Origin of the sequence: Bradyrhizobium sp. A5 (assembly GCF_042076515.1) — a bacterium.
Classification (GTDB): Bacteria; Pseudomonadota; Alphaproteobacteria; order Rhizobiales; family Xanthobacteraceae; genus Bradyrhizobium; species Bradyrhizobium cosmicum.
On sequence record NZ_CP148990.1, the window covers coordinates 6,390,001 to 6,415,282 of the forward strand.

Consider the following 25,282-nt stretch of genomic DNA (forward strand, 5'->3'; position numbering starts at 1 on the left):
TACGGCAAATACATCCGCATCAAGCATTCCAACGGCTACGAGACCGCCTACGGCCACATGTCGGCTTTCGCCAAGGGCATGGAGCCCGGCAAGAAGGTGCGGCAGGGCCAGGTCATCGGCTTCGTCGGCTCCAGCGGCATGTCGACCGGCCCGCACGTCCATTACGAAATCCTGGTCAACGGCCGCTTCGTCGATCCGATGCGCGTGAAGCTGCCGCGCGGCCGTTCGCTGGAAGGTCCGATGATGGCAGGCTTCGAGAAGGAGCGCGACCGCCTCGACGGCATGATGAGCGGCCGCAACGGCGCCATCGCGAGGATGTCAGATGCGACGGGTGGACCGTTGCAGGTGACGAACCGGTAGGTCTCACGTACAGACAGCACGTCAGAACGAATAGGCCCCGGAGTGGAAAACCTCTCCGGGGCCTTTGTGATTTTCGGGCAGCGGCGATCAGTTCAGCTTGCGCTTCGATACCGGCGCCTCGAACTGGGCGATTTCCGCGGTCTGCGGAGCCTTGCCGTTGAAGGTCAGCACGTTGCCTTCGGACGAGATCGCGACCGCATCTCCGTCCTTTATGTCGCCCGCCAGGATCATCTCGGCGAGCGGATCCTGGACGTAGCGCTGGACCACCCGCTTCAGCGGCCTTGCGCCGTAGGCCGGATCCCAGCCCTTCTCGGCGAGCCAGTCGCGCGCCTTGCCATCGAGCGTCAGCACGATCTTGCGATCGGTCAGAAGCTTCTCGAGCCGGCTGAACTGGATCTCGACGATCCGGCCCATCTCGCTCTTCTGCAAGCGATGGAACAGGATGATCTCGTCGACGCGGTTCAGGAATTCCGGCCTGAAATGCGTCCGCACCGTCGCCATCACGTGCTCGCGCACGGCTGACGTGTCTTCGCCCTCCGGTTGATTCACCAGGAATTCCGAACCGAGGTTCGAGGTCATGATGATCAGCGTGTTGCGGAAATCCACGGTGCGGCCCTGCCCGTCGGTCAGTCGGCCGTCGTCGAGCACCTGCAACAGGACGTTGAACACATCAGGATGCGCCTTCTCGATCTCGTCGAACAGCACCACCTGATAGGGCCGGCGCCGCACCGCTTCGGTGAGCGCACCGCCCTCGTCGTAACCGACATAGCCCGGAGGCGCGCCGATCAGCCGCGAGACCGAATGCTTCTCCATGTACTCGGACATGTCGAGGCGAACCATCGCGGTCTCGTCGTTGAATAGATATTCCGCGAGCGCCTTGGTCAGCTCGGTCTTGCCGACGCCGGTGGGCCCCAGGAACATGAACGAGCCCATCGGCCGGTTCGGGTCCTGCAGGCCTGCTCGGGAGCGGCGCACGGCGGTTGCGACGGCACGCACCGCCTCGGCCTGGCCGACGACACGCTGTCCGAGCTGCCCCTCCATCTTCAGGAGCTTCTCCTTCTCGCCCTCCAGCATCTTGTCGACGGGCACACCGGTCCAGCGCGAGACCACCTGCGCGATGTGGTTGGCGGTGACAGCCTCTTCCATCATCTCGCCGGAATTTTCCTTGGCCTCGATATCCGCAAGCTGCTTCTCCAGCTCCGGGATCCGGCCATAGGCCAGCTCGCCGGCCTTCTGGAATTCACCGCGGCGCTGGGCGTTGGCGAGATCGACGCGCAAGCCGTCGAGCTCCGCCTTCAGCTTCTGGGCGTCGGAGAGCTTGTTCTTTTCGGCGCTCCAGCGTGCCGTCAGCGCGGACGACTTTTCCTCGAGCTCGGCAAGCTCCTTCTCCAGCGTCTGCAGGCGGCTCTTCGAACCGGCATCGCTCTCCTTCTTCAAGGCTTCCTGCTCGATCTTCAGCCGGATGATTTCCCGATCCATCGAATCGAGCTCTTCCGGCTTGGAATCGACCTGCATCTTCAGCCGCGCGGCCGCCTCGTCCATCAAGTCGATGGCCTTGTCCGGCAGGAAGCGGTCGGTGATGTAGCGGTTCGACAGCGTGGTCGCGGCCACCAATGCGGAATCGGTGATCCGCACGCCGTGGTGCTGTTCGTACTTGTCTTTCAGTCCGCGCAGGATCGAAATGGTGTCCTCGACCGTCGGCTCCGGCACGAAGATCGGCTGAAACCGGCGCGCCAACGCGGCGTCCTTTTCGACGTGCTTGCGGTACTCATCCAGGGTCGTCGCACCGATGCAATGCAGCTCGCCGCGCGCTAGCGCGGGCTTCAGCAAATTCGACGCGTCCATCGCGCCGTCGCCCTTGCCGGCCCCGATCAACGTATGCATTTCGTCGATGAACAGGATGATCGAGCCCTCGGCCGAGGTGACCTCCTGCAGAACGGCTTTCAACCGCTCCTCGAATTCGCCTCGGTATTTGGCGCCCGCGATCAGCGAGCCCATGTCGAGCGACAGCAGCTTCTTGTCCTTCAGGCCTTCCGGCACGTCGCCATTCAGGATGCGCAATGCGAGCCCTTCGACGATGGCGGTCTTGCCGACGCCGGGCTCGCCGATCAGGACGGGATTGTTCTTGGTCCGGCGCGACAGCACCTGAATCGTACGGCGGATCTCCTCGTCGCGGCCGATGACCGGATCGAGCTTGCCGTCGCGCGCAGCCTGGGTCAGGTCGCGGGCATATTTCTTCAGCGCGTCATAGGCGTTCTCGGCCGTTGCCGAGTCCGCGGTGCGGCCCTTGCGCAGCGCCTCGATCGCCGCATTGAGATTTTGCGGGGTGACGCCGCCCTTGCTGAGGATTACGCCGGCTTCGCTGGTCTTCTCCAGCGTGAGGCCGAGCAGCAGCCGCTCGACGGTGACAAAGCTGTCGCCGGCCTTCTCGCCGGCCTTTTCGGCGGCGTCGAAGGTACGGGCGAGCTCGGGCGCGAGGTAAATCTGGCCGGCACCGCCGCCGGAAACCTTCGGCACCTTGCCGAGGGCGTCCTCGGTCGCCTGCAGGATTGCGCGGGAATTACCGCCGGCGCGGTCGATCAGACCGGCAGCCAGCCCCTCATTGTCGTCCAGCAGCACCTTCAGGACGTGAAGGGTCGAAAACTGCTGATGCCCCTCGCGCACCGCAAGCGACTGCGCGGACTGGATGAAGCCCCTGGAACGTTCGGTATATTTGTCGATGTTCATTTCGTTGTCTTTCCCTCGGCCTGCCCCTGGAGCCCTCTAAGGCACCCCAAACGGCATCTTCACTGGGTTTCCGCCGGCCATATTGACGTTGGTCAACCGGCAGCGGTCGTTATCAGCCGGCACTGGCGTCGACCTGACCCAAATGTGGGAAGCGTGTCCTTGGATCGGAAGAGGCGAGTTCACAATTTCGTGCGCGGATTCGCGTGCTTGGCGCCACCGGCGCGAATCCCCTAAGTAGCGTCATGACAGCCAGACAGACCGCCGAAATCGCCAGCCTTTACCGCTACCCGATCAAGGGTCTGACGCCGGAGCCTCTGCCCCGCGTCCTGTTGCGGGCCGGCCAGACCTTGCCCGCCGACCGCCGCTACGCCATCGAGAACGGCCCGAGCGGGTTCGATCCCGAACAGCCCCAGTGGAAGCCGAAAATCCAGTTCCTGATGCTGGCGCGCAATGAGCGGCTGGCGTCCCTTGACAGCCGGTTCGAGGACGCGACCAACCGCCTGACCATCCGCAGGGACGGCCAGATCGTCGCCAGCGGCGATCTGGAGACCGAAGCCGGGCGCGCCGCCATCGAGGAGTACTTCCGCGAGAATTTTCAGCCGGAGCTGAAGGGGCCGCCAAAAATCCTGTCAGGACGCGACCACAGTTTTTCCGACGTCGCCCGCAAGGTCGTGTCCATCATCAATCTCGGCAGCGTCCGCGCCATCGAGACCATGCTCGGCGCCGCCGTGCATCCGCTGCGCTTCCGCGGCAATCTCTACGTGAAGGGCTGGCCGGCCTGGTCAGAGCTCGACCTCGTCGACCAGACGCTTGCAATCGGCCAGGCCCGGCTGAAAGTGGTCAAGCGTATCGTCCGCTGCCCGGCCGTCAACGTCGATCCCGAGACCGCCGTGCGCGATCTCGAGATTCCGCCGACGCTCTCGCGCAATCTCGGCCACATGGATTGCGGCATCTATGCCGAGGTGATCGCCGATGGCGAGATCGGCTTGGGGGATGCGGTGGCGGTGGAAGAACCGAGATTGGTTTGAGCTGGCACCGCTGCCGTAGGGTGGGCAAAGGCGCTCTTGCGCCGTGCCCACCATCTCGCCGAGCGGAGAGAACTGGTGGGCACACTTCGTTTTGCCTACCCTACGAGACCGTCGTTACGGCTCCGTCTCAGTTCGGCATCACATACGCATAGATCCGGCCACGCGAGACAGGCGCCTCGCGAACGCGATTGCCGTTGTTGCCGGAAATCATGATCGGATTGCCCTGCGCGTCGACGCCGGTGATGATGCCGACATGACCGCCGCGGCGGCCGCGCGACATCACCGCGATGGCGCCGACCTGCGGGCCGGAGACACGCGTGCCGTAACGCGCGAACGAATTCGCCATGTCCGATCCGGTGCCATGGTGGCCGGTTTTCTCGAGCACCATGTTCATGAAGCGCGCGCACCACAGGCTGCCGCGCCCGGTCGGATTGCCGCCGACATAGCGGCGTGCCTCGGACACGAGGCCAGATCCGCCGCCGAAGCCGCCGCTTGCAGCCATGCCGCTGTTGGCGTTCGGATTGTAGCTGGCCTGGGTGTCCGCGAAGCCGCTCGCCTGCAGCTGCGCCGCGCTGCGCTCGAAGCGCGAGCTGCGGGCATGGTGGCGATAATGATGATATCTGGCGTGATGCACGTGAGCGTGCCGCTCTGCGCTATGACGATGATGCGGCCGAGCCGAGGCCGGAGAGGAAAACGCGGCGACCGCCGCGAAGAAGAGCGCCAGCGCGACAACACAACGCGACAGGCGAGACGCAAACAACTCGAACATTCTTCATCCTTCGTTGACACCCCCAGTTCCCGATCGGCCCGTGCACGGCCGACATCCGTCTGGCCGTTAAGCCGCCCGATGTGGCGAGAAAAAGACGCGGCGCCGCGAATGGCTGCGATGATTAATGCTGCCGCATTGCGGACAACAGCATTAACTGCGATCCTGCAAAGGCGGCTTGAAGAGAGGGAAACGGTTAATGCCCCACGCCACGACCAGGGACGACGTCCGCATCTATTTCGAGGAGGCGGGTCAGGGAACGCCGATTATTTTTTTGCACGAGTTCGCGGCCGACTACACCAATTGGGAGCCGCAGATGCGCTATTTCTCGCGCGGCCACCGTTGCATCACCTATTCGGCGCGCGGTTACACGCCGTCGGATGTGCCTGATGGTGAAGTCTACAGCTATCAGCATTTCTACACCGACGCGCTCGCCGTGCTCGATCACCTCGAGATCGAACGCGCGCATCTCGTTGGCCTCTCGATGGGCGCCTATTCGTCGCTCCAGATCGGACTGAACGCACCGCAGCGCGCGCTGTCGATGACGCTGGCTGGCGTCGGCTCCGGCTCGGAGATCGAAAACCTCGACGCCTGGCGCAGGCAGTGCCGCGCCAATGCCGAGCAGTTCGAGACATCAGGCTCGGCGGAAGTGGCAAAAGTCACGCGGGAGGCGCCGAGCCGGATTCCCTTCCTGGTCAAGGACCCACGCGGCCACGCTGATTTCTACGCCGCGCTGGCGCGACATGACGCGAAGGGTTCGGCGAACACGATGCGCGGCTTCCAGGGCGGCCGTCCGTCGATCTTTGCGATGACCGACGCAATCAAGAAGGCGTTCACGCCCGCTCTGATCATCTGCGGTGACGAGGACGATCCGTGCGTCGGGCCGAGCCTGTTCCTGAAGAAGCACCTGCCCGCGGCGGGGCTCGCGATGTTTCCGAAGTCGGGCCACGTGCTCAACCTGGAAGAGCCCGCGTTGTTCAACGAGAGCGTGGAGCGGTTCGTGACGCTGGTGGAAGCCGGGCGCTGGCCGGTGCGCGATCCGAGGTCGCTGGCGGTCGGTTAAGCCCGTCATTCCGGGATGCGCTTCGTGCGCCCCGGAATGACAGACGAGCTACTTCCCTTGCCCGCGCGTCAGCAGGAACACGCCCTGCTCGCCGAACAGGTTCCACACCCACCACGGCATCCGCAGCCGCAGCGGGCGGCCGTAGAGATCGAGCGCCTCGGCGCGCTCCATCTTGACACCGATCGCATCGCAGAGCTCGACGAAATCCTTGATGGTACAGAAATGGATGTTGGCGGTGTCGTACCAGCTTGCCGGCAGATTCTCGGTGCGCGGCATGTGGCCGCCCACCAGGAGCTGGAGCCGCATCCGCCAGAAACCGAAATTCGGGAACGAGACGATGGCGCGGCGACCGATGCGCAGTAGATTTTCCAGCACCACCTTGGGCTGCCGTGTCGCCTGCAGCGTCTGCGACAGGATCACGTAGTCGAAGGCGTCGTCGGGATAGTTGACGAGGTCGGTGTCGGCATCGCCCTGCACCACCGCGAGCCCCTTGGCGACGCAGCGGTTGACGCCCTCGCGCGACAATTCGATGCCGCGGCCGTCGATGCCGCGGGTCTCCAGCAGCTGGAGCAGGTCGCCCTCGCCGCAGCCGACATCGAGTACTTTCGAGCCCGGCTTGACCATTCCGGCAACCAGCAGATGATCGGCGCGAAACTGGCCGCGCCGCTCCGTGGTGAGGCCGTCCAGGGGCAGCACTTCCTGTACGGACATCGCTAGCCCTCCTTGCCGGTGAGCCCGCGCGCCTTGCCGGCCGATTGCAGGAAGGCGCGGGAAATGTCGAGGAATTCGGGCACGTCGAGCAGGAAGGCGTCATGGCCGCGATCGGTTTCGATCTCGGCGAACGACACCCGCGCGCTCGACGCATTCAGCGCATGCACCAGCGCGCGCGATTCCGAGGTCGGGAACAGCCAGTCGCTGGTGAAGGAGACGACGCAGAAGCGCGTCTGGATGCCGGCAAACGCTTTCGCCAGCACGCCGCCGTGATCGCCGGCGATATCGAAATAGTCCATCGCGCGCGTCAGATAGAGATAGGAATTGGCATCGAACCGCTCGACGAAGGACGAGCCCTGGTAGCGTAGATAGCTTTCGACCTGGAAGTCGGCATCGAACGAGAAGGTCGGCAGCTCGCGGTCCTGCATGCGGCGGCCGAACTTGCGATGCAGCGCCGCGTCCGAGAGATAGGTGATGTGCGCGGCCATGCGCGCCACCGCAAGCCCGCGATGCGGATGGATGCCGTGATCGGCGTAGCCGCCATTGTGCCAGTCGGGATCGGCCATCACGGCCTGGCGGCCGAGTTCGTGGAAGGCAATGTTCTGCGCCGAGTGCCGCGTCGCGCAGGCGATCGCCAGCGCGGAATACACGCGCCTGGGATAGGCCGCGGTCCATTGCAGCACCTGCATCCCGCCCATCGAGCCGCCCACGACGGCGAACAGCGTATCGATGCCGAGCCGGTCGATCAGCATCGCCTGCGCGCGCACCATGTCGGGAATGGTGATGACGGGGAAATCCAGCCCCCACACCTTGCCGGTGGCGGGATTGATCGAGGCCGGCCCGGTCGAGCCCATGCAGCCGCCGATCACGTTGGAGCAGATGATGAAGTAGCGGCTGGGATCGAGCGGCCGGCCGGGGCCGACCAGGGTCTCCCACCAGCCTGGCTTGCCGGTGACGGGATGCAAATTGGCGACATGCTGGTCGCCGGTCAGCGCATGGCAGATCAGAACCGCGTTGGAGCGATCGGCGTTGAGCTCGCCGTAGGTCTGGTAGGCGATCTGGAACGGGGTGAGATCGACGCCGCAATCGAGCCGCAGCGGCTGGTCCCCGCCGAACTGCGCAAGCTGCGAACTCGGATGATCCACCTCATGCGACCGGTCGTCGGCACTGATCGCGGGACTCGGAATCGACTTGACGCCAACCATCATCGACCTCGTTTGCGACCGGCTGCCAAGCCGGCGCTGGATTCAGGCCATGAAAAACCCGGCCTGAACGATAGGTTCGGCCGGGATCGGAAGCGTCCCCGGCCTGTTTAGCGAGTTTTTTAACGTGGCTGCAAGCCGGCCGGCTCAAATGACCACGGAACAAGCAAAAACTACTGTCTTGGGCGGTTTTCGTCAAGTCGCGGTCCGGATTAACCAAAATAGCCCTTCACCGGGCCGCGGAGCAGGGCCAATTTCCTTTTGCATTTCTCTTTGCTTTCGCGGCTCCGACTGCCTAATCAGGACCTCGACAGCAGCGGGCCCGACCATATCAGTCAACTTGGCCGGCCCGCATTGGAACGCCTCTCAACACTCCCTTGCCAGATATGTCCCAACGTCCGCCCGCGCCACCATCGCTCCAGGAATTGCGCAAGGAGATCGACGCGATCGACGAGGGCATGCACCGCCTGCTGATGCAGCGCGGCGACATCATCGACCGCCTGATTCAGGTGAAGCAGACCCAGGAGGTCGGCTCGGCATTCCGCCCGGCACGCGAGGCCGCGATGATGCGCGACCTCGTGCAGCGTCATCGCGGCATCCTGCCGCTCGACACGGTCGAGAGCATCTGGCGCGTCATCATCTCGACCTTCACCTATGTCCAGGCGCCGTTCTCCGTGCATGCCGACATCTCGGTGAGCGAGCCCGCCATGCGCGATTCCGCGCGTTTCCATTTCGGCTTCACGGTGCCCTACGTCGCGCATTTCAGTGCGCAGGCGGCGGTCGAGGCGGTGGCGAAATCCAAGGGCGATCTGGCGCTGGTCTCGGCGACCTCGAGCCGCACGCCGTGGTGGCTGGAGCTGGAAGCAGCGGGTGCGCCAAAGATCATCGCGCGGCTGCCCTTCGTCGAGCGCGCCGACCATCCGGCAGCGCTGCCGGTGTTCGCCATCTCGCGCGTCGCCGACAGCGCCCTGGTGACGGAGGTCGAGACCTTCAGCGTGCGCGTGTCCGGGTGGAACGCCGACGTTGCGCGCGCGCTGTCACCGCTCGCCGAGATCGTGGCGTGCCCGATACCGCCTTCGACGGCGCGGCGCTGCTGGTCTCGGTCACGAGCGCGACCAGCATCGACAAAATCAAGGCTGCCCTGATCGAAGCGGGGGCCTCGGTGCGGTCCACGGCCCTCGTCGGCAGCCACGCAACGCGCTATACGGTGCCCCCGACCGGGCCGAAATCGTAAATCGCGAACCGCCTTAGCCTATCCGGAGTTGAAGATGTCACGCCCCGTGCCGAATCCCGGCATTCTCGATATTGCGCCCTACACGCCCGGCAAGAGCCCGGTCGCCGAGCCGGGCCGCAAGGTGTTCAAGCTCTCGGCCAACGAGACGCCGTTCGGGCCCTCGCCGAAGGCGATCGAGGCCTTCAAGAGCGTAGCGGATCATCTGGAGGATTATCCGGAAGGCACCTCGCGCGTGCTGCGTGAAGCCATCGGCCGCAGCTTCGGCCTCGATCCCAACCGCATCATCTGCGGCGCCGGCTCGGACGAGATCCTCAACCTGCTCGCCCACACCTATCTCAGCCATGGCGACGAGGCGATCTCCACCACGCACGGCTTCCTGGTCTATCCGATCGCAACCATGGCGGTCGGTGCGAAGAACGTGGTCGCAGCCGAGAAGAACCTCACCACCGACGTCGACGCCATCCTCAAGGCGGTGACGCCGAAGACAAAGCTGGTCTGGCTCGCCAACCCGAACAATCCGACCGGGACCTATATTCCGTTCGACGAGGTCAAGCGCCTGCGCGCCGGCCTGCCCTCGCATGTGCTGCTGGTGCTGGACGCCGCCTATTCCGACTACGTCTCGCGTAACGATTACGAGATGGGGATCGAGCTCGTCGCCACCACCGAGAACACCGTGGTGACGCACACTTTCTCCAAGATTCATGGCCTTGCGGCGCTGCGCATCGGCTGGATGTTCGGCCCCGAGCACATCATCGACGCGGTCAACCGCATCCGCGGTCCGTTCAACGTGTCGACCCCGGCGATGTACGCAGCCGTCGCCGCGATCGAGGACACCGCGCACCAGGCGATGTCGAAGCAGTTCACCGAGACCTGGCGCAACTGGCTGGCCGAGGAGATCGGCAAGCTCGGGCTGAAGGTGACGCCGGGCGTCGCGAATTTCGTGCTGATCCACTTTCCGGCCGACAAGGGCAAGACCTCGGACGACGCCGACGCGTATCTCACCAAGCGGGGCCTCGTGCTGCGCGGGTTGAAGAATTACGGTCTGCATCATGCGCTGCGCATGACCATCGGCACCGAAGAGGCCAATCGCCTCGTCGTCGACGGCCTGCGCGATTTCATGGCCGGCAAATGAGCGTTCAGCCGCACTTCCAGCGCGTCGCGCTGATCGGCTTCGGCCTGATCGGCGGCTCGATCGCGCGCGCTGCGAAGCTCCAGGGCCTGGCCTCCGAGATCGTCACCACCGCGCGCTCGGAGAAGACGCGCGCGCGGGTGCTCGAGCTCGGCATCGTCGACCAGGTCGTGGCGACCAATGCGGAAGCCGTGAAGGACGCCGATCTCGTCATCCTCTGCATTCCCGTCGGTGCCTGCGGGCCGGTGGCGCAGGAGATCGCTGATTATCTCAAGCCGGGCGCGATCGTCTCCGACGTCGGCTCGGTCAAGGGCGCGATCGTCAGGGACATGGCGCCGCATCTGCCGAAGAGCGTTCATTTCGTGCCGGCCCATCCGGTCGCGGGCACTGAACATTCGGGGCCGGATTCCGGCTTCGCCGAGCTCTTCATCAATCGCTGGTGCATCCTGACGCCGCCGGAAGGCGTCGACGCGGCAGCCACCGATCGCCTGCGCGCGTTCTGGGCCGCGATGGGCGCCAAGGTCGAGGTGATGAGCCCGGATCATCATGATCTCGTGCTCGCGATCACCAGCCATCTGCCGCATCTGATCGCCTACACCATCGTCGGCACCGCCGACGAACTGGCGCAGGTGACGGAGTCCGAGGTCATCAAGTTCTCCGCCGGCGGCTTTCGGGACTTCACCCGCATCGCGGCCTCCGATCCGACGATGTGGCGCGACGTCTTCCTCGCCAACAAGGAGGCCGTGCTGGAGATGCTCGGCACTTTCACCGAGGATCTGGCAAAGCTCACCCGCGCCATCCGCCGCGGCGACGGCGAGGCGCTGTTCGACCACTTCACCCGCACCCGCGCGATCCGCCGCGGCATCGTCGAGATCGGCCAGGATTCGGCCGCGCCTGATTTCGGCCGGCCGCTTGCGGCGTTGAAGAAGCCGTAGCGCTCCTCGTTGGAGCGTGTGGCGGGCCGAGCCGCCCCTAATAGAGCGGCGGGATCTGGCCGACCTTGACCAGGCCGAGCAGCACGGCGCCGTCGACGAATTTCAGCGGGAAGCTGCGGGCCTTCTTGCCTTCCAGCGTGCTCTCGGTGCCGATCGAATTGATGCCGGCAGCAAGTCCGGCATTGGCGTTCTGCTTGATGACCTTGCCGAGGCCGGGCACGGCGCGGTCGAGCGCGCCGAAGAGATTGTTGAGGTCCTGCGACTTCACGCCAGGCGCGACGCGGTCGAGCGTTGCCTGCGGCACGCCCTCTTCCAGCATCTTCTCGATGCCGAGCGCCGGAATCACGCGCTCGAGGCCGGTCACCGTCATCTGCAGCTCGCCGTCGAGTCGGCCATTGGCCGAGAGTCCGAGCGTGCCGGCCGCGATCGCGATCATCTCGCCCTGCTGGATGCGCGACTGCACGATCTCGATATGGCCGCCGGCGGCCTGGATCTCGCGGAAGCGCTGCGGCCAAGGCTTTGGCGTAAAGTCGGAGAGGCCGGTGATCTTCGCGCGCGTGTCGGCCTCGAACGGCTCGGCCAGCAAGGGATGAATACCCTGGATGCTGCCCTGCGCGATGTGGGCCACGGTCTCGATCACGGGATGATCGGCCGGCGATCCGTCCGCGAGACGTCCGTGCAGCTCGACCTGCCTGGCGCGCGCGAGCGGCACCTGCACGGTGCCGTCGAGACGGTTGATGGTGGGATCGTCGAACACGATGGAGGCGCGGTCCGGGATCGCCGGCAGGCCGACCACGCTGCTGCGACCCTTGCTCCAGTTCACCACGAAGGTGTTCTGGGTAACGCCGTCAGTCAGCGTCGCCGGCGCGGAGAACTCGGCAATGACGAGCTTGGGATCGTAGACCTGGGCGACGACCAGGATGTTGTCGAGCCTCGCCGTGAACGGCGTCTTGCTCGCGTTCTGCGACACCAGCGCGACGCTGGCGCCGGAGCACTGGACCTCGAAGCGGAAGGGGAAGCCCGCGATCGAGCGCTTGGCGCAATCATAGATGCGGCCGGCTTTAGCCTCCTGCGCGCGCCAGGCATCTGCCGCCACCTCGGCCTGCGATGCGGCATAGAACCAGAAGCAGCTCCACGCGACCGCGAGGATCAGGAGGAGAACGGGTGCGATGAAAAGGCCCCGGCGGGAGCGCCGGCCTGCGGCAACGGTCATATCGGACATGCGGCGACCCTTTGACCCCAGATGATGGCAAATGTAAGCGAGGTTCGGCTGGGACGAAAGGCGGAGAATTCGCTTCGCTTGGGGGCGCGCTTCTGGTAGCCGTGCCCGAAATGTCGGAAATCACCCTCCCCTCCGTCAGCACAGCCAAGGGCGACCTCTGGGTGTTCGGTTACGGCTCGTTGATGTGGCGGCCGGGCTTCGAATTCGAGGAACGCGTCCCGGCGCGGCTGGTCGGCGAACATCGCGCGCTCTGCGTCTATTCCTTCGTGCATCGCGGCACGCCGGAAAAGCCGGGGCTGGTGCTCGGGCTCGACCGCGGCGGCGCCTGCCGCGGCATCGCCTTCCGTGTCGCGGAGAAAAAGCGCGCCGACGTCGTCGCCTATCTGCGCGAGCGCGAGCAGGTCACCTCGGTCTATCGCGAAGTGATCCGCTCGGTGTGGCTGGAGGGAGATGCGCGGCAGCGCGTCTCCGCGCTCACCTACGTCGTCGACCGCGGCCATGTGCAATATGCCGGCCGCCTGTCGCTCGCCGATCAGCATCGCCACGTGCTCCAGGGCCACGGCCAGTCCGGCGCCAACCGCGACTATGTCACCTCGACGGTGAAGGCGATCGAGGCCGAAGGTTTTCGCGATATGCAATTGCATCAGCTCGCATTGATGCTGCATGGGGAGGCGCATTCCTCGCGCGCCCCCGCTGCCGCGGAAGATCGAGAGAACCGTTAGAGCGTTTCATTTTTTGATAGAAGCGTATCCGGCATTAACGAAGTAGTTGCTGCATTCGCTGGGCAGAACGCTTCTGACGAGGTTGCCGATGTGGTCGCAGGCGTCGTCGATCGTGCGCTTCTGTGCGATGCGCATCCAGTGCTTGATCTTGGCGAAGACTTGCTCGATCGGGTTGAGGTCGGGTGAGTACGGCGGCAGGTACCACAGTCTTGCGCCGGCTTTCCGGATCATCTGCCGGACGGTCGGGGACTTGTGGCTACCGAGATTATCCATGACGACGATGTCGCCCGGTTTGAGCACTTTGACGAGTTGCTGTTCGACATAGGCGCGGAAGCTTTCGCCGTTGATCGGTCCGTCGAACACGCAAGGCGCAGTGAGCTGGTCAGAGCGTAGGGCACCGAGGAAGGTCAGGGTTCGCCAGTGACCGTGCGGCGCAAAGCCGCGCAACCGCTCGCCCTTGGATCCCCAGCCGCGCAACGGGGCCATGTTGGTCTTGATCCAGGTCTCGTCGATGAACACCAGGCGGCTTGGATCGAGGCGATCCTGCAAGCTGCGCCAGCGCTGCCGCCGCCGCGCGACGTCGGCGCGACCCTGCTCAAGGGCGAACAGTGTTTTTTTTGAAGCTGAGACCTTCGCGTCGCAGGAAGGTCCATACCGCATGGTGTGAGACTTTCACGCCTCGCGCGGCAAGCTCGTCCTTCAGCCCGTGCAGCGTTAGATGTGGCGTCTGCCTGATCCGCTCCACGATGAACGCTCGATGCGGCCCCAGAACCGGCTTACGGTGACCGCCCATCTTGCCCGGCGCCACCGAACCCGTCGCGCGATAGCGCTGCCTCCACTTCACGACGGACGACACTGCAACATCGAACCGGGCCGCCACAGCATGGCAACTCTCGCCGGATTCCACCGCCTTCACGGCTCGTTCACGAAGATCATTCGAAAGAGGTCGGACCATCTGATGCTGGCCTCCGATCCAGCCAGCATCTTGAATCACAAACCGCCGCCCGACGGAATCCCTCCCGATTCAATCAATCGATGAACCGCTCTAGCTCTCCGACGGCGCGTAGCTCGGCGATGCGCCGATGAGCTGCTCCTGCTCCCTGCGACCCGCTTCGACGAGACGTCCGGTCGCGTCTTCGATCGCGGCTTGCACGCGGAAGAGAAACTCGTCCTTCGGCAGGCCCGATGGCAGCGGATCGAGGAACTCCACCACCAGCGTGCCGGGATAGCGCATGAAGGTGCGGCGCGGCCAGAACAGGCCGGAATTGAGCGCGATCGGCAGGCACTGCACGCCGCAGGATGAATAGATCTGCGCAAAGCCGGTTTTGTAGTCGGGCGGAGCGCCCGGGGCCCGGCGCGTGCCTTCCGGAAAGATCACGAGCTGCCCGCCGCCGCGCACCGCATCGCGCGCCCGGCGCGTCATGTCGAGCAGCGCCTTCACGCCGGCCTTGCGGTCGATCGCGATCATCCCGGTCTTGACCAGGAACTGACCGAACACCGGGATCTGCATGAGCTGGCGCTTGAGGATGAAGATCGGGCGATTGAAGAAGCCCGGCAGCACGAAGGTCTCCCAGAACGATTGATGCTTCGCCACGATCACCAGTGGTCCCTGCGGGATCTTCTCCTGGCCGCGGAATTCCACCTTGATGTTGCAAACCACCCGCATCAAGAACAGCGTCGCCGTCGCCCACCATCTCGCGACCGTCAGCATGGCGCGCGGCGGCAATGCGAAGGTCGGTAGCGCCACGATCGCGAGGCACACCAGCACTGTGTAGAACAGGACGTTGAACACCAGCGAGCGCAAGAAAATCAAGAACATCGACGATCCGATTAATTTGCCGATTAATTGCCGGTCAATTGGCCTGTGCGGTGGCAGGCCGCTTCGGCTGCAGCCCGGGAGGCTGCTCCGACATCTCGGGCGAAAGGTCAATCCCGAAATCCTCCAGCCGGACCCTGAGCTCGGCCGCGATGTACTTGACATATTCGGACAGCAACAGCCGCAGCGTCGAGGCCGAGGTCCACCACGGCTCCTCGCGCCATTTCTCACCGACCACCGCGAACGGGATCAGAATCGTCTCCGGCATCGCGTGCGAGAATTCCACCAGCGCGCGCGGCATGTGATAGTTCGAGGTGACCACGATCAGCGACCTGAAGCCGCGCCCATCCGCCCAACGCCGCGCCTCGGCCGCGTTGCCGCGGGTCGAGACCGCGGTGCGGTCGAGATCGACGCAGCAATGCATGAAGGACTGGTTCTCCGGCAGCGTCCGCGAGATGTCGCTTGCCGTCGAGGTCGGGTGCACGCCGGAGATCAGCAGCCGCTTGCCGTAGCCGGCCGCCAGCAGCTCCATCGCATCCGAGACCCGCGAAGAGCCGCCGGTCAGCACCACGATGCCGTCAGCCTTCCGGTCCGGCGCGATCTCGGCGCCGCGCAATTGCGACAGGAACGCGATGAACCCCGCCGCCGCGCCGACGAAGACGAGCGCGATCGTCGACACCAATGCCGCGCGCAGCCAGCCGCGCGGCAATTTCGGCGATCGATCGTCGGTCGGCGAGGTCATGTGATGTCGGTGATCCCTTCCCCGGATGATTTTAGGACGTTTTGAGGCGAAGTGGAGTCCGGTTTGTCGGGCTCCGCGAACGCAACGGATAACAACTCTATCCGCGTCGGTGATGCGCGCCCTCGCCCCGCTTGCGGGGAGAGTGTTGGGGTGAGGGGGCTCTCCGCCCGGGCGGTGGCAGTGGGATTCGCGGAGAGTCCCCCTCACCCGGAATCCGCGCTTTCAGCGCGAATTCCGCCTCTCCCCGCAAGCGGGGAGAGGCGAAGAAACCTCAATCCACATCATTCAGCGTCGCGAACAGTGTCTGGCGCGAGGCGACGGCGGTGATGGCGCCGATCAGCACCGCCTGCACCGCGAGCACGGCATAGCCCGACGGCCGCAGCGAGAAGGTGCCGAGCAGCGCGGCGAACTGGTCGCCGACGGGAGTACCGGAAAACCAACCGGCGATCGACTCGGAGAAGCCGAACACCAGCATGGCGGCCCCGCCGCCAATCAGGCCGCCCTCCAGCCCCAGGCGGAGGAAATGACGCAGAAAGCGGTTGGCGATGTAGCGGTCGCCGGCGCCAACGAAATGGAGGACCTCGACGATCGGGCGGTTCGCCGCCATGGCGCCGCGAGTCGCGAACGAGACCGAGATGATGGTGGCGATGATGACGAGCGCGAGAATGCCGAGACCCGCGAGCACCGTGGCATTGGTCATCGAGCGCATCCGCTCGATCCAGGCGCGGTGGTCGTCGACGCTGGCGCTTGGGGCCGCCTGGGTCACGCGGGCGCGCAAGGCGCCGAGATCGAGCGCCGTGCCCGGCTGCACGCGTGCGATGATCATGCGCGGCACCGGCAGATCGTCCATCGACAATCCGGTGCCGAGCCAGGGCTCGAGCAGCTTGCCGCTCTCTTCCTTGGTGAACGGCTTGACTTCGACGATGCCGGCTTGCGCGCGCATCGCCTCAGTCACCGCGGCCGTGTCGCGATCAAGATCGCGGCCGGACTGCGGGCGGACCTGGATGGTGATTTCGCTCGCGACGTCCGACTGCCATTCGGCGGCGGAGGCGCTAACGAGCAGCACCGCGCCCGTGGTCATCGAGGCGAGGAACGTCATGATGGCGACGACGGCGACCAGCGCGCGGCCCTGGATCGAGGCGCGCGGCACGATCGGCGACATGTTACGCGCCCTGGCCGGAAGCTGCGGACGCTCTTGTCCGAGGTCGACCAGCACGCCGCGCTCGTCGATCCTACTCATAGACGTGCAGCCGCCCCTGATGCAGCACGAAGCGGCGCGCCTCGTACTGGTCCATCAGGGCAATGTCGTGGGTGGCGATGATGACGGCGGTGCCGGACTTGTTGAGCTCGATGAAGAGCCGCAGCAGGCGGCGCCCGAGCGTCGGATCGACGCTGCCGGTCGGCTCGTCCGCGAGCAGGAGCTGCGGCCGCGAGATCACCGCGCGTGCGATCGCCGCACGCTGCTTCTCGCCGCCCGACAGGATCGGCGGCAAGGCGTCCATGCGCTCGCCAAGCCCGACCCATTTCAGGAGATCGATGACTTCCTTGCGATAGCTCGACTCGCTGCGGCCCATGACGCGGAACGGCAGGGCCACGTTCTCATACGTCGTCATGTGGTCGAGCAGGCGGAAATCCTGGAGCACGATGCCGATGCGCTTGCGCAGGTCGGCGATCTCGTCCTTGCCGAGTTGCGAGACGTCGTGGCCGAACAGATTGACGAGGCCCCGCGTCGGCCGGTGCGACAGAAACAGCAGGCGCAGCAATGACGTCTTGCCGGCGCCGGACGGGCCGGTGAGGAACTGGAACGAATGCGCCGGGATCTGGAAATTGAGGTCGCGCAGGATCTCCGGCCCCAGACCGTAACGCAATCCGACATTTTCGAACCGAACCAAGTTCAGCTCCGTTCGAGAGGTGGCGACAGCCGCGCCGCGACGCTCCGCCACACGCGATCAAGGGGTTGTGCGGCCGTTATGGTTTCCGGTTCGTTAACGGTCGGCCTGTAGCATTTGGAGTGCCCGGCTCTCCCGGACCGGGGCATCGTCAAGACCTGTCCGTGCATCAAGGCTCGTGTCCATGCATATCGTCTGCCCCCATTGTACGACATCCTACGCCATCAAGCTTGGAAGCCTGGGGGCCAACGGCCGGACGGTCCGTTGCTCCCGCTGCAAGGAGACCTGGGTCGCCTATGCCGAGGATGCCATCGAGGAGGCCTCCGTCCCGGCCATGGCTGCAGCCAGTCGGGGCGACGACCAGTCCGACCTCGCCGCAGAGTGGAACTCCTACGCCGAGGACGACGGTGCCGCTGATACGCCTGTGGTCGACAGTCCGTCGATCGCCAGCGACTGGCCGGCCGAGGACGCCAAGGAGATTGAGGACCAGTGGTCAGCGACCGCCCGTTCCGCCGAGGAAGATGTCGCCGGCGCCCGGCACCAGTCCTGGTTCCGTAGCCTGTTCCCCCGCCGCGGGGCGCGGGTGAGCCGCCCGGTCGCCGCCACGCCTCCGCGAAAATCCTATCTTGGCTTGCCGGCCGCCTGCGCCGCCATGGGCGCGCTGGTGCTGGCGCTGGTGATCTGGCGCGGCGACATGGTGCGGCTGCTGCCGCAGACGGCGGCATTCTACAAGATGGTCGGTTTTGAGGTGAACCTGCGCGGGCTGGCCTTCAGGGATGTCAAGCTCTCCAGCGAGACCGTGGAGGGTAAACAGGTATTGGTGATCGAGGGCGTCATTGTCGGCCAGGGCAAGAAGCCGCTCGATATCCCGCGCTTGCGCTTTGCGGTGCGCGACGCGCAGGGCGCCGAGATCTACGCCTGGAATACCGTGCTGGAGCAGACCGTGCTGCAGCCCGGCGAGCGCGCCTTCTTCCGGTCGCGTCTCGCCTCGCCGCCGCCGGAGGGCCGCAATATCGACGTTCGCTTCTTCAACCGGCGCGACATTGCCGGCGGCAGCGTATAATCAGCCTCGCAGGGTCCCGCAGGGGAAGGCTCGTCCCAAGGGTTGGTCTGATGCCGAAAGTCTTGATCGCCGACGACGAGGATTCGATGCGCCAGCTGGTGGCGCGCGCCATCGCCATGGACGGCCACGAGACCATTACCGCGCAGGACGGCGCCGAGGCGCTGGAGATCCTGACCCGCGAGGACGGCGCGTTCGATCTTCTGCTCACCGACATCCAGATGCCGGTGATGGACGGCATCGCACTCGCCCTCTCCGTCGCGCGCGACTTTCCCGATCTGACCATTTTGCTGATGACCGGATTTGCCGATCAGCGCGAGCGCGCCTCGAACTTGAACGCGCTGGTGCATGACGTCGTGACGAAACCGTTCTCGGTCGCGGACATCCGCACGGCGGTGGCGGACGCGCTGGCGGCGAAGAAGGGGTAGCGGCTCCGATATCGTAGCCCGCATGGCGCGCAGCGGAATGCGGGAAGTTCCGCGCGACAGCAGTCCCGGATTACGCTTGCGCTCCATCCGGGCTTCTGTAACGGGCCCTGGTTAGTCAATCCCTTTTTGCGCGATCCTGTTGCCGGGCACTTGCTTCTGTACGGGATCGGCGCGAAGGCCGTCGCCTGATGGGGTGCATTTGAGGAGCCGGCCGGCCAATCTACGGAAGCGTGGTTATGACCCACTTCCCGGATGGCGGCCTGACCGGATCCATCGTCCCGGCTAGGGACCTCGCTCAGGGAGAGCCTGATGTCGTGACTCCCCCAGAACCGATTGATGCTTCCTTGTTTAAGTTGCGGCCATGGCGATGACCTTGGCCTTGTTTTTGACCTCGGGGTTGAAGGGTTTGGCATCGGCGAGCATGCGATGCAGGATGACGGCAAGCTTGCGTGCCAGGGCGACCTTGGCCTTGCGCATGCCGGCCCGATTGGCGATCCGCATGGCCCAGCTCTTGAGCGCCGAACAATTCTTCAGCGGCTTGGTCAGCATGACGTGAGCCGCCTGGTAGAGCGCCTCGCGTACGGAGGCGTCGCCGATCTTGCTGATGCGGCCGGTATAGTCGGTTTCTCCTGATTGGTATTTCCTTGGGGTCAGACCAAAGTGTGCGCCAGTGGCCTTCGAGGAACGGAAGCGCTTCGGATCGTCGATCGCCGCAGCATAGGTGAGCGCCACGATCGGACCGACGGAAGGCGTCGTCATCAGGAGCTTGGCGGAGGGCTGCGCTCTGGCGAGCTTCTGGGTGTGCCTGTCCAGGCTCTTGAACTCCTGGAGTAGCACGGCATGGGCCTGGAGGAGCGCCTTGGCGACCAGCTCAAGTCCGGGGTGACCGGCGACGAGTTCCCGGATACGTTCGGCGAAGGTGCGCTCGGTGGTCTTACCGACCTTCAGGCCGAAGCCCCGCAGCACGCCGCGCAGACTGTTCTCGACATCCTGCAGCTTCGACTGCAGCAGCTTGCGGGCCGTCAGAATGGCCCGCGTCTCCTGCGATGCAACGGATTTGCAGTGCACCGGCCGGAACCAGCCCAGCCGCATCAGCTGGGCGATCCCGCGCGCATCGTTGCGGTCTGACTTCACCGGCATTGCCTTGAAGGCATCGCGCACGTGCCGCGTCTCCAAGAGCTCGACCGCAAGTCCTGCATCCCGCATCGCCGCGTACAGCCATTGCGACAACGGACCTGCCTCCAGACCGATCCGCTCGCACGTCAGCCCCAGCGACCCGAACCACCCGATCAGAGCCTCCGGCTCGCTCAAAACCTTCGTCTCGCGCAAAATCTTGCCCGCTCCATCCACCAGGCAAACGCTCGAGCATTCCAAAGACACGTCAATTCCTGCATAGTGGTACACGGTCGTCCCTCATGATGCTTGGAGCGGGCTTGCCCGACTCCGTTAAACACCATCAATTTGAGGGACGACCGCCTTCCATCCAACAGGCCGCTCGCGAGCGCGCTTCCAAATCGCGCCGTAGCGAGCGGGCGGCCGGCCCGTTACCCCATCTACGATCGCCGCTCAGAAATCCTTCAACAGACGCTCGAGATAATCGAGCTCGATCTGCGGACGCGCCGGATCGCTCAGGCGGCGGCGGAGCTCTTCGAGGATGCGGCGGGCACGCTGGGCGTCGATCTCCCCAGGAATCTTGACCGTGTAGTCGTCGCTATATTCCTTGCCGCGGAGCGGCCGACCCAGCGGGTCGGTCCGTTCGCCGTTGCCCTGCTGGCGTCCGACAGCCTGGCCGGGGCCCTCGCCGTCGCCCGGCTCCTGGCCCTCGCCCTGTTGCTGCCCGCCCATCGAGTCGGCCAGATCCTGCATACCCTTGCGCAGGGCGTCGATGGCCTTGCCCTGCGATGCCGTCGCACCATCGGCATCGCCTTCGCCGATCTGATTGCCGGCGTCGCCCATGGCGTTCTCGGCGGCGTCGAAGCCGTCATCGCCATCCTGGTCGCCGTCCTGACCCTGGCCCTGCTGTCCTTGTTGGCCCTGCTGCCCCGGCTGCTTCTGCCCGCGCTGGCCTTTCTGACCATCCTGCTGCAGGCCCATCTCGGCGAGCTTCTTCTTGAGGGCTTCAAGCCGCTTCTTCAATTGCTCCTGGCGGCCCTGAGTATCCTGAGACCCCTCGCGCTGGGCCGATGGATCGTTTGGATCGGGATAGAGATATTTCTCCATGTCCCGAATCGCCTTGGACTGCTGGCCGACGCTTTCGTCCGTGTTCTTGTCCTTCAGGCTGTCGGCAGATTGCTTCATCGACCGATCGGCGCTGTCGAGCAGCGCGTCCAGACTCTTCTGGTCGGCGCGCGACGACTGCGCCAGGCAGAGCGAAGCCGTGGAACAGGATAGCACAAGGGCGAGGCATGCCGTCGCAAGCCCTCCCCGTGTCTTCCCGTTTTGCCAGATCGAGATGTGCTTCATGAGCTATCTGCTCCCCTGGGATTCACGCCAGGTCTTGAGCTCTTCACGCAAGGCTTCCTGCTGCTTTGCCAGATCCTCCAGCTGATCGCTGGTGGCGCCACGGGTCTTCTGCCGCAGCTCTCTCGACTTGCGCAGGATCTCCGCGACCTTGGGCGGCAGAGGCTTGGTACGCGGACCGCGCTTGGCGTCCTTGCTCTGGCGGTCGGTTTCGTCCCGAAGCGCGTTCTGCTCGCGGAGCAGATCGTTGAGCTCGCGCGCGATCTCGTCCATCTCGCGCTGCTCGGCGCTGGGCGGCCCTGGAGGCCGCTCCAGCAAACGCGCCAGCCGGTCCAGCTCGCGCGCGGCCGCGTCACGGTTGCCGCGCTGGATCAGCCGCTCGATCCGCTTCATCTGGTCGTCGAGGCCGACGGCCGGCCGCGCCAGCGGATTGTTGCGCATCTGCTGCGCATACTGGCGCATGTAATTGTCCAGCGCGGTCCGCAGATTGTCCATGAGCTTCTTGAGCTCTTCGTCGCTGGCGCCGCGCTGAAGCGCCTGCTTGAGCGCGTCCTGCGCCGCGCGCAATGCCTTGGCGACGTCGCTGATGTTGCCGTCCTCGATCGTCACCGCCAGCGCCCACAGGCTCGCCACGACCTCGCGCAGGGAGTCGTCGGTGCGTGCCGCCTCGAGCTGGCGCGCGACGCTGTGGAGGCCGAGATACTGGCCGGCTTCCGGTGTGAACATCTCGGGCGCGATCATCAGCGCGTCGAGTGCGGTGTAGACGTCGGAATTCCTGTTGGCGTCGAGCGCGAGGATGCGGCGCTGCTCGATCAGCGCGCGGGCGAGCGGCTTGGTGAACAGCCGCCCCGGCAGGCGCATGTTGAAGGGCTCGCTCTTCGCCTCGTTGCCGGCCTCGTCCTTGGCGGTGAGGGTCAGCGTGACATCCGCGCCGGAATAGGGATCCTCGCTGAGGTCCTTCACCGTCTGGCCGACGCCGTTGCGGGTCCGCGCATTGGGCAGTGTGAGCGGAAATTGCGGCGGCTGGTACAGCGGCCGCGCGGCCTTGCCGTCGGTATCCCTGGTCGCGTCCTTGGTCCCTTCCGTGCCTTCGGCGGCGCGCGGAACGATCTGCGCGGCGGCGGCGGTGACGCCGTAATCGTCCTCGATCTTGTAGGACAGCTGCAACGCGCCATAGGCCTGACGTTCGGGATCCTTGGCGAGCGCGATCGTCGGCGCGCGGTCCGGCATCGCCGTGAAGGCCCATTGCGGCTGGCCCGAGGGCGCGCGGACATGCGCGTTGCCGTCGCCCGCGATGGTGAAGTGCTTCTCGTTGGTGCCCTTAGGCGCGGCCTCGGTGGGTGCGACCTCCTTGAGGCCGCCGGAGATGGCGACATCCAGGCTGCCGCCGGACGAGCGCACGATCAGGGTCGAGCCGGCGGGCACCGCGAGCGGACCGCTGGCGGGCAGCGCCGCGGCCTCCTTGTTGGCGGCCGACAGAATGATCGGCGGCTTGCCGGTGTAGAGCGGCGGGGTAACCCAGGCATCGACGCGAACGTTGCTCGGTGCCAGCACGCCGTTCCAGTCGAAAGCGGCTCCGAGCCGCATCGCGCGCTCGCTGCCGGCGGCGAAGAAGGTCGCGACCAGCATCACCATGACCAGCGCGCGCAACGCCCAGGGATCATGCAAGGCAAGGCGCGGATGCGGCAGACCGGCACGGATGCGCTTAAGCGAGGCCAGTGTGCGCTCGCGCTGCGCCTGCCACAGCGCCTGCGCGATCGGGTCCTGCGAGGTCAGCGTGTCCGTGAGCGTCGTGGCCGGGCGGTGACGGATGCCGGAGCCGCGGTCGAGCCGGGCCAGAGCCTCTTCGCGACGCGGCCAGCGGAAACGAATCAAGGGAACAAGGGCGGCAATGGCGATGCCGGCAAAGAGGACGAGACCGATGGCCCGGACGACGGACGGCAGCGCCAGCCACAGGCCGGCCCAGGACACCACCAGGAACAGGCCGACAACCGTCAACAGCCGAGCCAGATGCGGCCAGGCACGTTCCCACGCGATCGCATAGGTGGCCCGTTGCAGGGCCTGCGCCAGCTTCAGCCGCGACAGAGCGTCGCCATCGCGGATCGGGTCTGACGGGTCGGGTGTGACGCCGTTCAATCAACTCTCCAGGTTGCCCGGGAGAGAAGCCTACCACAACGGCAGCACTGAGGCATCCGTTCCCGTACGGGAGAGCCCCCTTTTCCCGCATAACACGAGGACGTGACTGGCCCACCGCAACCCCGTAATTTCCGCGCCGCCATCCAAGGGAAACAGAGGGAACGCCATGGACAAGAAGATGCACGACAAGGGCCTGGAAGTCCGCAAAGCGGTGCTGGGCGAGGCCTATGTCAACAACGCCCTGAAGAACGTGGACGACTTCAACCGGCCGTTCCAGGAGATGCTCAACGAATATTGCTGGGGTACGGTGTGGGGCCGCGAGGAGCTGCCGCGCAAGACCCGCAGCATGCTCAACATCGCCATGATCGCGATCCTCAACCGCCAGCACGAGTTTCGCGCGCATCTGAAAGGCGCGCTCACCAACGGCGTCAGCCGCGACGAGATCCGCGAGATCCTGATGCAGGTCGCGATCTACGGCGGCATGCCGGCCGCGGTCGACAGCTTCCGCATCGCGCGCGAGGTGTTCGCGGAGATCGACGGCAAGGTGTGAGGCCGGTCCCTCGTCTCCGTCGTCCCGGAGCGCGCAAAGCGCGAGCCCGGGATCCAAAACCATGGTTACGAGGATTCGGAGTTGCCCTCTCGCATCACGATGCCTGGGGTTATAGGTCTCGAGCTCATCGCTTCGCGATGCCCCGGGACGACGAGCTCAAAACGTGACCCTGCTCTCACGCACAACAACAAACAAAGGAAACACCATGGACATCGGATTCATCGGCCTCGGAAACATGGGTTTCCCGATGGCGCGGCGGTTGATCGAGGCAGGCCACAAGCTCGTCGTGTTCGACGCGCGCAAGGAGGTCACGGACAAGCTCGCTGCCCGCGGCGCGACTGCTGCCACATCACCGAAGGACGTCGCCGACCAGGTCGAGACCGTGATGGCGAGCCTGCCCTCGCTGCAGGCTTCGCTCGAGGTCGCCACGGGCGCGAACGGCGTGATCGAGGGGAGCCGCGTCAAACGCTTCATCGATCTGTCGACCGTCGGCTCGACGATGGCTTCGAAGATTCACGGCCTCCTGGCGAAACGCAACATCGTGCAGATCGACTGCCCCGTATCCGGCGGCGTCGGCGGCGCCGAGAAGGGAACGCTGGCGGTGATGGTGTCGGGGCCGAAAGCGGAGTTCGAGCTGCTCAAGCCCGCGCTCGACGTGATCGGGAAGGTGTTCTTCATCGGCGAGAAACCGGGCGCGGCGCAGACCATGAAGCTCGCCAACAATTTCCTGTCGGCCACCGCGATGGTGGCGACGTCGGAAGCCGTGGTGATGGGCGTCAAGGCCGGTCTCGATCCCGCCGTGATGATCGACGTCATCAACGCCGGCTCCGGCATGAACACCGCCAGCCGCGACAAGTTTCCGCGCTCGGTGCTGCCGCGAACTTTCGACTTCGGTTTCGCCACGGGATTGATGGTGAAGGACGTGCGGCTGGCGCTTGAGGAGATGAAGTCGCTCGGCCTGTCGATGGAGGTCGCGGATGCGGTCGGGCGACTGTGGGAGACGATCATCAGTGCGGAAGGCGCCGATTCCGACTTCACCGCGGCGATCAAGCCAATCGAGAAGAAGGCGGGGGTCGTCGTGGGCGGAAAGAAGTAGCGCTCA

General features: G+C 65.3%; 23 protein-coding genes, 1 pseudogene and 1 riboswitch (1 of these 25 cut by a window edge). Of the genes and pseudogenes, 11 read left to right on the plus strand and 13 right to left on the minus strand.

Annotated features, from left to right (window positions below; genetic code table 11):
- Positions 1–360, plus strand: partial view of a peptidoglycan DD-metalloendopeptidase family protein gene (locus tag WHZ77_RS30215; RefSeq protein ID WP_375311276.1) — the 3' end only. Its footprint begins 1,719 nt before the window's first position; the window shows 360 of its 2,079 coding nt (coding positions 1,720–2,079); the start codon falls outside the window, past its left edge; its stop codon occupies positions 358–360.
- An 87-nt stretch (positions 361–447) separates the two neighbouring features.
- Here the strand turns inward: WHZ77_RS30215 and clpB are convergent, their stop codons facing one another.
- The gene (clpB, locus tag WHZ77_RS30220; protein ID WP_375311277.1) at positions 448–3,087 is read right to left on the minus strand and encodes an ATP-dependent chaperone ClpB; all 2,640 of its coding nucleotides are present in this window, start codon (positions 3,085–3,087) and stop codon (positions 448–450) included.
- A 242-nt stretch (positions 3,088–3,329) separates the two neighbouring features.
- Between clpB and WHZ77_RS30225 the strand changes: the two genes are divergently transcribed.
- The gene (locus WHZ77_RS30225) at positions 3,330–4,115 is read left to right on the plus strand and encodes an MOSC domain-containing protein (RefSeq protein WP_375314848.1); all 786 of its coding nucleotides are present in this window, start codon (positions 3,330–3,332) and stop codon (positions 4,113–4,115) included.
- A gap of 127 nt (positions 4,116–4,242) precedes the next feature.
- Here the strand turns inward: WHZ77_RS30225 and WHZ77_RS30230 are convergent, their stop codons facing one another.
- The gene (locus WHZ77_RS30230) at positions 4,243–4,884 is read right to left on the minus strand and encodes a TIGR02594 family protein (protein ID WP_375311278.1); all 642 of its coding nucleotides are present in this window, start codon (positions 4,882–4,884) and stop codon (positions 4,243–4,245) included.
- 196 nt (positions 4,885–5,080) lie between these two features.
- Between WHZ77_RS30230 and WHZ77_RS30235 the strand changes: the two genes are divergently transcribed.
- On the plus strand, positions 5,081–5,944 hold the full coding sequence (locus WHZ77_RS30235; protein WP_375311279.1) for an alpha/beta fold hydrolase: 864 nt from the start codon (positions 5,081–5,083) through the stop codon (positions 5,942–5,944).
- A 48-nt stretch (positions 5,945–5,992) separates the two neighbouring features.
- Here WHZ77_RS30235 and metW read toward each other — a convergent pair whose 3' ends face one another.
- The gene (gene metW, locus WHZ77_RS30240; RefSeq protein ID WP_375311280.1) at positions 5,993–6,655 is read right to left on the minus strand and encodes a methionine biosynthesis protein MetW; all 663 of its coding nucleotides are present in this window, start codon (positions 6,653–6,655) and stop codon (positions 5,993–5,995) included.
- A 2-nt stretch (positions 6,656–6,657) separates the two neighbouring features.
- Positions 6,658–7,860 carry a homoserine O-acetyltransferase gene (locus WHZ77_RS30245; protein WP_375314849.1) on the minus strand — a complete coding sequence of 401 codons (1,203 nt, stop codon included), beginning with the start codon at positions 7,858–7,860 and terminating at the stop codon, positions 6,658–6,660.
- An 86-nt stretch (positions 7,861–7,946) separates the two neighbouring features.
- Positions 7,947–8,026, minus strand: a riboswitch (SAM riboswitch).
- Positions 8,027–8,243: 217 nt separating this feature from the next.
- Between WHZ77_RS30245 and WHZ77_RS30250 the strand changes: the two are divergent.
- From WHZ77_RS30250 to WHZ77_RS30260, 3 genes and pseudogenes are all read left to right on the plus strand, one after another.
- A pseudogene (locus tag WHZ77_RS30250) lies at positions 8,244–9,091 on the plus strand (chorismate mutase).
- A 34-nt stretch (positions 9,092–9,125) separates the two neighbouring features.
- Positions 9,126–10,223: a pyridoxal phosphate-dependent aminotransferase gene (locus WHZ77_RS30255; RefSeq protein WP_375311281.1), complete on the plus strand. Its 1,098-nt coding sequence runs from the start codon at positions 9,126–9,128 to the stop codon at positions 10,221–10,223.
- The gene (locus WHZ77_RS30260; protein WP_375311282.1) at positions 10,220–11,155 is read left to right on the plus strand and encodes a prephenate/arogenate dehydrogenase family protein; all 936 of its coding nucleotides are present in this window, start codon (positions 10,220–10,222) and stop codon (positions 11,153–11,155) included. The genes WHZ77_RS30255 and WHZ77_RS30260 overlap by 4 nt, the downstream gene beginning before the upstream one ends.
- Before the next feature lie 37 nt (positions 11,156–11,192).
- Here the strand turns inward: WHZ77_RS30260 and WHZ77_RS30265 are convergent, their stop codons facing one another.
- Positions 11,193–12,377 (minus strand): DUF2125 domain-containing protein, encoded by a 1,185-nt coding sequence (locus WHZ77_RS30265; RefSeq protein WP_375311283.1) that lies wholly within the window; start codon positions 12,375–12,377, stop codon positions 11,193–11,195.
- Between the two features lie 110 nt (positions 12,378–12,487).
- On the opposite strand from WHZ77_RS30265, the gene WHZ77_RS30270 reads away from it, so the two are divergent.
- Positions 12,488–13,099, plus strand: coding sequence for a gamma-glutamylcyclotransferase (locus WHZ77_RS30270; protein WP_375311284.1), 612 nt, complete (start codon positions 12,488–12,490; stop codon positions 13,097–13,099).
- Between the two features lie 6 nt (positions 13,100–13,105).
- On the opposite strand, the gene WHZ77_RS30275 is transcribed toward WHZ77_RS30270, so the two are convergent.
- The 5 genes from WHZ77_RS30275 to ftsE form a co-directional block, all read right to left on the minus strand.
- A protein-coding gene (locus WHZ77_RS30275) for an IS630 family transposase (protein WP_375309229.1) occupies positions 13,106–14,054 on the minus strand; the annotation gives its coding sequence in 2 pieces (ribosomal slippage) (positions 13,106–13,717 and positions 13,719–14,054; 948 coding nt in all).
- Positions 14,055–14,144: 90 nt separating this feature from the next.
- The gene (locus WHZ77_RS30280; RefSeq protein ID WP_375311285.1) at positions 14,145–14,918 is read right to left on the minus strand and encodes a lysophospholipid acyltransferase family protein; all 774 of its coding nucleotides are present in this window, start codon (positions 14,916–14,918) and stop codon (positions 14,145–14,147) included.
- Positions 14,919–14,952: 34 nt separating this feature from the next.
- Positions 14,953–15,657, minus strand: coding sequence for a YdcF family protein (locus WHZ77_RS30285; protein ID WP_375311286.1), 705 nt, complete (start codon positions 15,655–15,657; stop codon positions 14,953–14,955).
- A gap of 271 nt (positions 15,658–15,928) precedes the next feature.
- Positions 15,929–16,897, minus strand: coding sequence for a cell division protein FtsX (locus WHZ77_RS30290; RefSeq protein WP_375311287.1), 969 nt, complete (start codon positions 16,895–16,897; stop codon positions 15,929–15,931).
- Positions 16,890–17,549, minus strand: a complete 660-nt coding sequence (gene ftsE / locus WHZ77_RS30295; RefSeq protein WP_015688842.1) for a cell division ATP-binding protein FtsE — start codon at positions 17,547–17,549, stop codon at positions 16,890–16,892. Before ftsE ends, WHZ77_RS30290 begins: the two co-directional genes overlap by 8 nt.
- Positions 17,550–17,730: 181 nt before the next feature.
- On the opposite strand from ftsE, the gene WHZ77_RS30300 reads away from it, so the two are divergent.
- Both WHZ77_RS30300 and WHZ77_RS30305 read left to right on the plus strand, forming a co-directional pair.
- Entirely contained in the window at positions 17,731–18,609 is an 879-nt protein-coding gene (locus tag WHZ77_RS30300) for an MJ0042-type zinc finger domain-containing protein (RefSeq protein WP_375311288.1), read from the plus strand.
- 50 nt (positions 18,610–18,659) lie between these two features.
- Positions 18,660–19,034 (plus strand): response regulator, encoded by a 375-nt coding sequence (locus tag WHZ77_RS30305; protein ID WP_375311289.1) that lies wholly within the window; start codon positions 18,660–18,662, stop codon positions 19,032–19,034.
- Positions 19,035–19,382: 348 nt separating this feature from the next.
- Here the strand turns inward: WHZ77_RS30305 and WHZ77_RS30310 are convergent, their stop codons facing one another.
- From WHZ77_RS30310 to WHZ77_RS30320, 3 genes are all read right to left on the minus strand, one after another.
- Positions 19,383–20,438, minus strand: a complete 1,056-nt coding sequence (locus WHZ77_RS30310) for an IS110 family transposase (protein ID WP_375309069.1) — start codon at positions 20,436–20,438, stop codon at positions 19,383–19,385.
- A gap of 162 nt (positions 20,439–20,600) precedes the next feature.
- Positions 20,601–21,497: a DUF4175 family protein gene (locus WHZ77_RS30315; RefSeq protein ID WP_375311290.1), complete on the minus strand. Its 897-nt coding sequence runs from the start codon at positions 21,495–21,497 to the stop codon at positions 20,601–20,603.
- Between the two features lie 3 nt (positions 21,498–21,500).
- Positions 21,501–23,630, minus strand: coding sequence for a TIGR02302 family protein (locus tag WHZ77_RS30320; RefSeq protein WP_375311291.1), 2,130 nt, complete (start codon positions 23,628–23,630; stop codon positions 21,501–21,503).
- A 166-nt stretch (positions 23,631–23,796) separates the two neighbouring features.
- Here WHZ77_RS30320 and WHZ77_RS30325 point away from each other — a divergent pair, with 166 nt between their 5' ends.
- Positions 23,797–24,180 (plus strand): carboxymuconolactone decarboxylase family protein, encoded by a 384-nt coding sequence (locus tag WHZ77_RS30325; RefSeq protein ID WP_375311292.1) that lies wholly within the window; start codon positions 23,797–23,799, stop codon positions 24,178–24,180.
- 205 nt (positions 24,181–24,385) lie between these two features.
- Complete coding sequence (locus WHZ77_RS30330) at positions 24,386–25,276, plus strand: NAD(P)-dependent oxidoreductase (protein WP_375311293.1); 891 nt, start codon at positions 24,386–24,388, stop codon at positions 25,274–25,276.
- The last annotated feature ends 6 nt before the right edge of the window (positions 25,277–25,282 follow it).

Coding starts and splice junctions, on each gene's coding strand:
- clpB (WP_375311277.1), bottom strand. CDS start 3,087: ATGAACATCGACAAATATACCGAACGTTCCAGGGGCTTCATCCAGTCC.
- WHZ77_RS30225 (WP_375314848.1), top strand. CDS start 3,330: ATGACAGCCAGACAGACCGCCGAAATCGCCAGCCTTTACCGCTACCCG.
- WHZ77_RS30230 (WP_375311278.1), bottom strand. CDS start 4,884: ATGTTCGAGTTGTTTGCGTCTCGCCTGTCGCGTTGTGTTGTCGCGCTG.
- WHZ77_RS30235 (WP_375311279.1), top strand. CDS start 5,081: ATGCCCCACGCCACGACCAGGGACGACGTCCGCATCTATTTCGAGGAG.
- metW (WP_375311280.1), bottom strand. CDS start 6,655: ATGTCCGTACAGGAAGTGCTGCCCCTGGACGGCCTCACCACGGAGCGG.
- WHZ77_RS30245 (WP_375314849.1), bottom strand. CDS start 7,860: ATGGTTGGCGTCAAGTCGATTCCGAGTCCCGCGATCAGTGCCGACGAC.
- WHZ77_RS30255 (WP_375311281.1), top strand. CDS start 9,126: ATGTCACGCCCCGTGCCGAATCCCGGCATTCTCGATATTGCGCCCTAC.
- WHZ77_RS30260 (WP_375311282.1), top strand. CDS start 10,220: ATGAGCGTTCAGCCGCACTTCCAGCGCGTCGCGCTGATCGGCTTCGGC.
- WHZ77_RS30265 (WP_375311283.1), bottom strand. CDS start 12,377: ATGTCCGATATGACCGTTGCCGCAGGCCGGCGCTCCCGCCGGGGCCTT.
- WHZ77_RS30270 (WP_375311284.1), top strand. CDS start 12,488: ATGTCGGAAATCACCCTCCCCTCCGTCAGCACAGCCAAGGGCGACCTC.
- WHZ77_RS30280 (WP_375311285.1), bottom strand. CDS start 14,918: ATGTTCTTGATTTTCTTGCGCTCGCTGGTGTTCAACGTCCTGTTCTAC.
- WHZ77_RS30285 (WP_375311286.1), bottom strand. CDS start 15,657: ATGACCTCGCCGACCGACGATCGATCGCCGAAATTGCCGCGCGGCTGG.
- WHZ77_RS30290 (WP_375311287.1), bottom strand. CDS start 16,897: ATGAGTAGGATCGACGAGCGCGGCGTGCTGGTCGACCTCGGACAAGAG.
- WHZ77_RS30300 (WP_375311288.1), top strand. CDS start 17,731: ATGCATATCGTCTGCCCCCATTGTACGACATCCTACGCCATCAAGCTT.
- WHZ77_RS30305 (WP_375311289.1), top strand. CDS start 18,660: ATGCCGAAAGTCTTGATCGCCGACGACGAGGATTCGATGCGCCAGCTG.
- WHZ77_RS30315 (WP_375311290.1), bottom strand. CDS start 21,497: ATGAAGCACATCTCGATCTGGCAAAACGGGAAGACACGGGGAGGGCTT.
- WHZ77_RS30325 (WP_375311292.1), top strand. CDS start 23,797: ATGGACAAGAAGATGCACGACAAGGGCCTGGAAGTCCGCAAAGCGGTG.
- WHZ77_RS30330 (WP_375311293.1), top strand. CDS start 24,386: ATGGACATCGGATTCATCGGCCTCGGAAACATGGGTTTCCCGATGGCG.